Consider the following 6,180-nt stretch of genomic DNA (forward strand, 5'->3'; position numbering starts at 1 on the left):
GTCGGTTTTTTGTTTTTTTATGCGCAATAAGAATAATTAATTGAGCTTATGAACTGACTTACGGACAACGAGTGCCGGTGACATTTCAAAAACACGGGTCTCATGTTTTTTATCTTTTACGCGTTCCATCAAGATTTCAATCGCTGTTTTACCTAAGCGGCGTTTAGGCTGGTGGATTGTTGTCAAAGGTGGCGAGAAGAAAGGTGCTAGCTCGATATTATCGTAACCAATGATTGAGATATCTTCAGGCACTCGAATTCCATGTTGAACGAAAGTACTGATCATCGCCATTGCCATAATGTCGTTAAAACAGAAGATAGCAGTAGGGCGCTCTTTCATTGCAATAAACTGTTCAGCTGCTTGTACGGCAGTCTCACACTCGAAGTCACCTTCAATGATCCAATCTTCATTAATATCTAGATCAGCTTCACCCATCGCTTTTTGGAAGCCTTTCAAGCGTTCACGACAGGTTGATTTTTCATTGTGGCCAGATAGACAGCCAATCTTAGTGTGGCCATTTTCGATAAAGTGCTTGATCGCGACATAACCACCGACTGCTGCGTTATCTTGGATTTTATCTGTGTGTGGGCTTTCTGGGCCCCAGTCCATCACAACCATAGGTAGATCACTTTGGCGTTCTAATAGATCTAATAAACGCTGGTCGAGATCTGAACACATAACCATCAAGCCATCTACACGCTTTTCAGCCAGCATGCGCAAGTAATCACGTTGCTTAGAGAGGTTACCTTCGGTGTTACATAGAATTAAGGTATAGCCTTCTTTGTAACAGTATTCTTCTACGCCATGTACAACTTCAGCAAAGAACGGGTTAGTCGATTTCGTTACTAACATACCGATAGTGCGAGTAGTATTACATTTCAGGCTGCGAGCAACAGCACTTGGCGCATAGTTCAGTTCATCGACGGCAGCCAACACTTTCTTCTGTGTTGCTTCTGCTACGAAGCGTGTTTTGTTTATCACGTGAGAGACTGTTGTCGTTGAAACACCAGCCATACGTGCAACATCTTTAATCGTTGCCATAGTTATTCTTCTAATAATTGCAATAAAGAGGGTCTAGCTAAGCCATCCAACACGCCTACTCTTTTTACGTTGAGTGCATGTGTCGCTTTAGACCTTCCATAAAAGTGAAAAGCCGCTTCTCTAGGATGAGCGGCTTTTATAGATTAGGGTAGCGTTACATTGTTAATCGCTTGCGTTCACATTTTACTGAGTGTAGCGCACAGTGCAACGTTTCTGTTTATCAAGATGGTAATACTTGATAGACATCAACAATAATAATGTAACTATGGTGATTTTTGATGCGTTAGTATGCATTCGCATGGGTAATGTAATAAATACGCAAGTAAAGTGCTACAAAATCACGGGGTGTTTGTGCACCGGATGCTCTGTCATAGTTACAGGCCAACCGTAGACTCGTTCAATGTTACTCGGTTCGAGTGCGTGCCACGCATCGCCATCTGCTTGTATTTTGCCATTATTCACAATAATCAAGCGATTGGCATATTGTGCCGCTAGGTTTAGATCATGCAATACAACGATAACGGCAGCGCCAGCTTTAGCCATGTTCTGCGCTAATTGTAACGTCTTATGCTGATGAGCCAAATCAAGAGCTGATGTGGGTTCATCAAGCATTAGAATCGCATTTTCATTTGCTTCACTCAGTTGTGTCAGAATTCGCGCAAAATGAACCCTTTGCTTTTCTCCGCCAGATAAAGAGGGATATAACCTGTCGGCGAGTGTTGTGACATCGGTCTTTTCCATCATTTCAGCTGCTGTCGCCGTTGCATCCGCGCGGGGAAGATCGAGTGGTAAAGCACCGAGTTCGACTACTTCTTGTGCGGTAAATGCAAAGCTTAAACTACTGTGTTGAGGTAAAACGGCTAAATATCGGGCTAACGCTTTAGCTGGCCACTTAGCTTGGTTCTTATTATGAATGCGGATATCACCTCCTGCATCTAACTCGCCACACAGTACTTTGAGTAGTGTACTTTTGCCTGCGCCGTTAGGTCCAAGTAATGCGGTCACCTCACCATGCCTAATCTCGAGATTAAAATCATCAAGTAAAACTTTACCACCAAGGCTGAGGTTTAACCCTTTAGCTGAGATCGCAACGCTATCATGGTGGGTCGACTGCCATTGATCAGATATATGAGCATCAACCATCATGATAAGCGACCTTTTTGTTTAATAAGTAACAGAATAAAGAAGGGTGCACCTAAGATGGCGGTAATGATCCCTACTGGCAATTCAGCGGGAGCCGCAATAACACGGGCGATCATATCTGCAATCAGCAAAATTAATGCGCCAAGTAAGGCTGATAATGGCAGTAAGCTTTTATGGTTAGGTCCAGTAAGCATACGACCTAAATGTGGAATAATAAGACCAATAAAGCCAATCACGCCTGTTAGCGATACGCACACTCCCACACCAGCAGCACACAACAAAATTAGGCTGCGTTTTAATGCTTGGACATTCACACCCATGTGTTTTGCTTCAGCTTCGCCAAGTAGAAAGGCATTTAGAGCGTTGGCCTTGCGATCAAACACCCACATAAGAATACCGAATGTTGAGAAGGCGAGTGCGATACCTGGCCATGTAGCACCCGCGAGTGATCCCATTGTCCACAGTGATAAATCACGTAGAGCTTGGTCATCGGCAAAGTAATTCATTAAGCCTAAAGCTGCGCCAGAAAGTGCTCCGATAGCCACACCAGCGAGTAGCATGATAGTAACGGATGTTCCGTTTTTATCTGTCCCCAGTGTATATACCAACCAAGTACTTACTGCGCCACCAAGAAACGCCATGATAGGCACAGTACCTAATGTTAATAGGATCGGGAAAGATGATGCTAAAGAACCAAAAAGAACAATAGCCAGTGCAGCACCTAAACTCGCACCACCTGAAACCCCAATGATGCCAGGATCGGCCAACGGATTTCGAAATAGCCCCTGCATAACAGCACCACATAAAGCGAGAATGGCACCAATCGCAATACATAATAGTGTTCTTGGCAGCCTTATTTGTTGGATCACTATCTGGATGTGTGCGGGTAATTCACTTTGCCAAGGCGTAAAGGCTTTTAAGCTTTGACTGAGAGTTATAGCCATAGGGCCAACAATCACGGATGTCGCCACCGCAAGGAAGAGCATGCTCAACCCAACGGGGAAAACGATTTTTAATGGAAGTCTTTGGATTTGCATAACGGACACGTAATCAATACTCGACGATTAAGGGTAGAAAACGCGGTTTAAGCGTTCTGCTTCACTGAGGCTTTTAAGTCCAAGGCCACCAATAAGTGCCGTGCCATCAATAACAACAACGGCTTTATTAATGCCTGCTGGGGTGGCTGCAAGGAGTGGAAGTTCTTTGAATAGACCGTCAGCTTGGCCGATTGAGTTGTAAGTACGGCTGCTTAGCATGATGATATCGGGTTGCATTTCAAGCATAGATTCCGCGGAAATCGGCTTATAAGACTCCACTTTTTGCGCTGCTGGGTTAATACCACCCGCAAGATTAATAACGGTATCTGCTGTTGTATTGCGTCCACCTACAGTTGCAGGGCGGCCTTCATGAATCGATAGGAATAAGACTTTTACAGGCTTTTTACTTACGGTAGAAGCACGTTTGTTATTGTTTTGAATATTAGCAACTTGCTGCTTTACCTTTTCTTTTAGCTCGTTTGCTTTGTTTTGCTTACCTGTGATTTCGCCAATGCTATCTATACGATTTAGAAGATCATTCACTGTTTCGCCTGAATTGAGAATATTCACCTCAACACCAGCCTGTTTCACTAGGTCGAGGGTAGTTTTTGGCCCCATTTCTTCCGAGCCTAATAAGCGAGTAGGGGTTAACGCGATCAGGCTCTCTGCAGATAATGCGCGATGGTAACCCAGCGTCGGGATATTTTTATTCACTAAGCTTCTGCTGGTGGCATCGACTGCGACAATGTTTTGCTCTGCACCGATAGCATTTAAAAGTTCAGTAATGGCTGAACCTGCACTGATGATACGCTCATTAGCCAAGCTTGATGTGGCGGTTAAAAGCAGAGTTGTAGCTAAGACTAAGCGTTTCATGATGCTTCCTCTTCCATTAGTAATTGTGTTGCTTTGATTTCATGTTGTTGAAGTAGTGCCAAAAGCTTGAGCATGTGTTCGACTGATGCGCCTTTATCTGCACCAATAACAACGGGCTTTTTAGGGTTAGCTTTTACTTCTTTTAATAAGTTGATGCTAAAGCTTTGCCAGTTATTCGCTTCTTTACCTTGTAGAGCCCAGTAGGGATCTTTTGCCAATAAGTTGATCGTAATGGGATCAGCATGGGTTTCTTGTAACACTTCGGTACTTGTTTGCGGCAATTCCACATCAAGGGATTGAAGTTTCACACTGGCTGTCAGTAATAAAAACACCATCACAATGAAGATGATATCGAGTAAAGGCGTAAGATCAGGTTTGAGTTCGTCACTGTCCCATGAGGTGTTTGATGCGCGGATCATGGTTGCACCTTAGATCCATTCATTACTGCTGCGGTTTGGGTTGCTGCAGAGCTTTCAGTTACTGCTGAATCATCTGAGGTATGGAAGTTAATGCCTTCAATCCACAGGTTACAATGATTGAGTGAGTGCTCTAATTTAGAGGTAATGCTGTCAGCCCAAACGCCTAGAAGTTGTGATCCAGTAATAGCGGGCAGGGCAATAATCAAGCCTGCGGCTGTGGTGCGCATGGCAAGGCCGAGCCCGTCGGCAAGATCGTTTGGAGTGACTGACCCCGTTGATGCTGCAATGCCCTTAAACATATCAATCAGACCAAGCACTGTGCCCAATAAGCCAAGTAATGGGCTGATAACCCCAATCAGTGCCAGTAAGCGCAGCCCAGATCGCAGTTGTTTACGTTTTTGCTGTAACCAAATACTGGCTGCATCTTCTCGCAATGTTTTGTCGAAATGACGATGGGCAATTAACATTGCTACTCCTTTATAGAGCAGAGGCCTTTTTTGCTTTAGATCGGTTACGAGTTGATCAAGCTGTGGTTGGTTATTATGATCTTGTTTAGCCAAGATCGTATTGATTTTAGAATGGCCAACTCCCGTACAGAGTAAGACTTGAATGAAACGCTCCAGCAAAATCATTAAAGTGATTGCTGAACATAAGAAGAGAGGCCAAGCCATTAGGCCAAATTGTTCTTGAAAGCTTGTGATGGTGTTCATGCCTTAATCCAACTTGAAACGAACAGGAATGTGTACACGATGCGCAATAGCTTGCCCATCGACGATATAAGATGAAAATTGCCAGCGTTTAATGGCAGCTAACGCTGCATCGTCGAGTACATTCGTGCCCGATGACTTCACTAATATTTGTTTAATTTGTTTGCCTGAGCTGTCAATCCAGACTTCAAATAATACTTTGCCTTCTAGCGCTCGCCGTTGAGCGATTTTTGGGTAACTAACTGGACTTGGCGTTGAACTGAAGTTTGGCTTATTAACCAGTTGTGGAGGGCTATTTACCCCTGCGGCCTCTTGTGCTTTTACTTCAGGTTTTGGCTGTGAATCCGCTTTACTAACCATTTCCTCTTTAGGCTTGGTTGTTTTTTCTGCAGGATTCACCGCGTCCTTTTTTACGACAGGCTGCTTTTTCTTGGGTGTTGCCTTTTTAACAATATCTTTTGTCACCGGTTGTTTAACGGCTTTCTCTTCTGTCACTTTGGGCTTTTTCACCAAACGTTTTTGCTCGGTTTTCACTTCTTTTTTCGGTTTGGCTTTTACCGCTTTGGTTGGAGCTGGAGCTTCGGCAATTATTTGCGGTTTTGGTGCTTGTTGGGGAACAGACACTAAATTTAATGAAACGCGGGTAGATTCAGTACCCACAGGCATTGCCATAACCATGGTGTTGGGAATCGCTGAGAAGACTAGGCTATGAAAAAGAACAGATGCCGTACCTGCAAGTAAATATCGTTTTGTATTCACGGTTTCATCTACCACGCTGAAATAAATATTGCCTTGTGAACGCCACTAACTAACAGAACTATCAAAAGTGGTTTTCAATAAGATTTGAAGCCATTATCCACGAAAGGCGAATAATATCAATTATCATTTGCAATATTATTTGAGTCTGAATATCATGCGTTCTGAAACAAGGCAGATCGCAAAGTAGTAACTTGCTTATAT

7 protein-coding genes are annotated in these 6,180 nt (G+C 43.7%); all 7 read right to left on the reverse strand.

Translation table 11 applies throughout. The features are described from left to right. Window positions 1–36: 36 nt before the first annotated feature. Window positions 37–1,041 carry an HTH-type transcriptional repressor PurR gene (gene purR, locus ASV53_RS22010; protein ID WP_062690514.1) on the reverse strand — a complete coding sequence of 335 codons (1,005 nt, stop codon included), beginning with the start codon at window positions 1,039–1,041 and terminating at the stop codon, window positions 37–39. 330 nt (window positions 1,042–1,371) lie between these two features. Further along, the gene (locus tag ASV53_RS22015; RefSeq protein ID WP_239928888.1) at window positions 1,372–2,187 is read right to left on the reverse strand and encodes a heme ABC transporter ATP-binding protein; all 816 of its coding nucleotides are present in this window, start codon (window positions 2,185–2,187) and stop codon (window positions 1,372–1,374) included. Next, a complete protein-coding gene (locus ASV53_RS22020) occupies window positions 2,184–3,221 on the reverse strand; it encodes a FecCD family ABC transporter permease (protein WP_094958694.1) in 1,038 nt (345 codons plus the stop codon). The genes ASV53_RS22015 and ASV53_RS22020 overlap by 4 nt, the downstream gene beginning before the upstream one ends. Window positions 3,222–3,248: 27 nt before the next feature. Then, complete coding sequence (locus ASV53_RS22025; protein WP_094958695.1) at window positions 3,249–4,094, reverse strand: heme/hemin ABC transporter substrate-binding protein; 846 nt, start codon at window positions 4,092–4,094, stop codon at window positions 3,249–3,251. Further along, a complete protein-coding gene (locus tag ASV53_RS22030) occupies window positions 4,091–4,513 on the reverse strand; it encodes an ExbD/TolR family protein (protein WP_062690517.1) in 423 nt (140 codons plus the stop codon). Before ASV53_RS22030 ends, ASV53_RS22025 begins: the two co-directional genes overlap by 4 nt. Beyond that, window positions 4,510–5,223 carry a MotA/TolQ/ExbB proton channel family protein gene (locus ASV53_RS22035; RefSeq protein WP_094958696.1) on the reverse strand — a complete coding sequence of 238 codons (714 nt, stop codon included), beginning with the start codon at window positions 5,221–5,223 and terminating at the stop codon, window positions 4,510–4,512. Before ASV53_RS22035 ends, ASV53_RS22030 begins: the two co-directional genes overlap by 4 nt. Before the next feature lie 3 nt (window positions 5,224–5,226). Beyond that, complete coding sequence (locus ASV53_RS22040; RefSeq protein ID WP_094958698.1) at window positions 5,227–5,979, reverse strand: energy transducer TonB; 753 nt, start codon at window positions 5,977–5,979, stop codon at window positions 5,227–5,229. Window positions 5,980–6,180 lie beyond the last annotated feature (201 nt).

Source organism: Photobacterium sanguinicancri, assembly GCF_002265265.1.
Taxonomy (GTDB): domain Bacteria; phylum Pseudomonadota; class Gammaproteobacteria; order Enterobacterales; family Vibrionaceae; genus Photobacterium; species Photobacterium sanguinicancri.

What these genes read in the sequence shown, in the direction of transcription:
- ASV53_RS22015 (WP_239928888.1), bottom strand. Translation starts at nt 2,187, where the DNA reads ATGATGGTTGATGCTCATATATCTGATCAATGGCAGTCGACCCACCAT.
- ASV53_RS22025 (WP_094958695.1), bottom strand. Translation starts at nt 4,094, where the DNA reads ATGAAACGCTTAGTCTTAGCTACAACTCTGCTTTTAACCGCCACATCA.
- ASV53_RS22035 (WP_094958696.1), bottom strand. Translation starts at nt 5,223, where the DNA reads ATGAACACCATCACAAGCTTTCAAGAACAATTTGGCCTAATGGCTTGG.
- ASV53_RS22020 (WP_094958694.1), bottom strand. Translation starts at nt 3,221, where the DNA reads ATGCAAATCCAAAGACTTCCATTAAAAATCGTTTTCCCCGTTGGGTTG.
- ASV53_RS22030 (WP_062690517.1), bottom strand. Translation starts at nt 4,513, where the DNA reads ATGATCCGCGCATCAAACACCTCATGGGACAGTGACGAACTCAAACCT.
- purR (WP_062690514.1), bottom strand. Translation starts at nt 1,041, where the DNA reads ATGGCAACGATTAAAGATGTTGCACGTATGGCTGGTGTTTCAACGACA.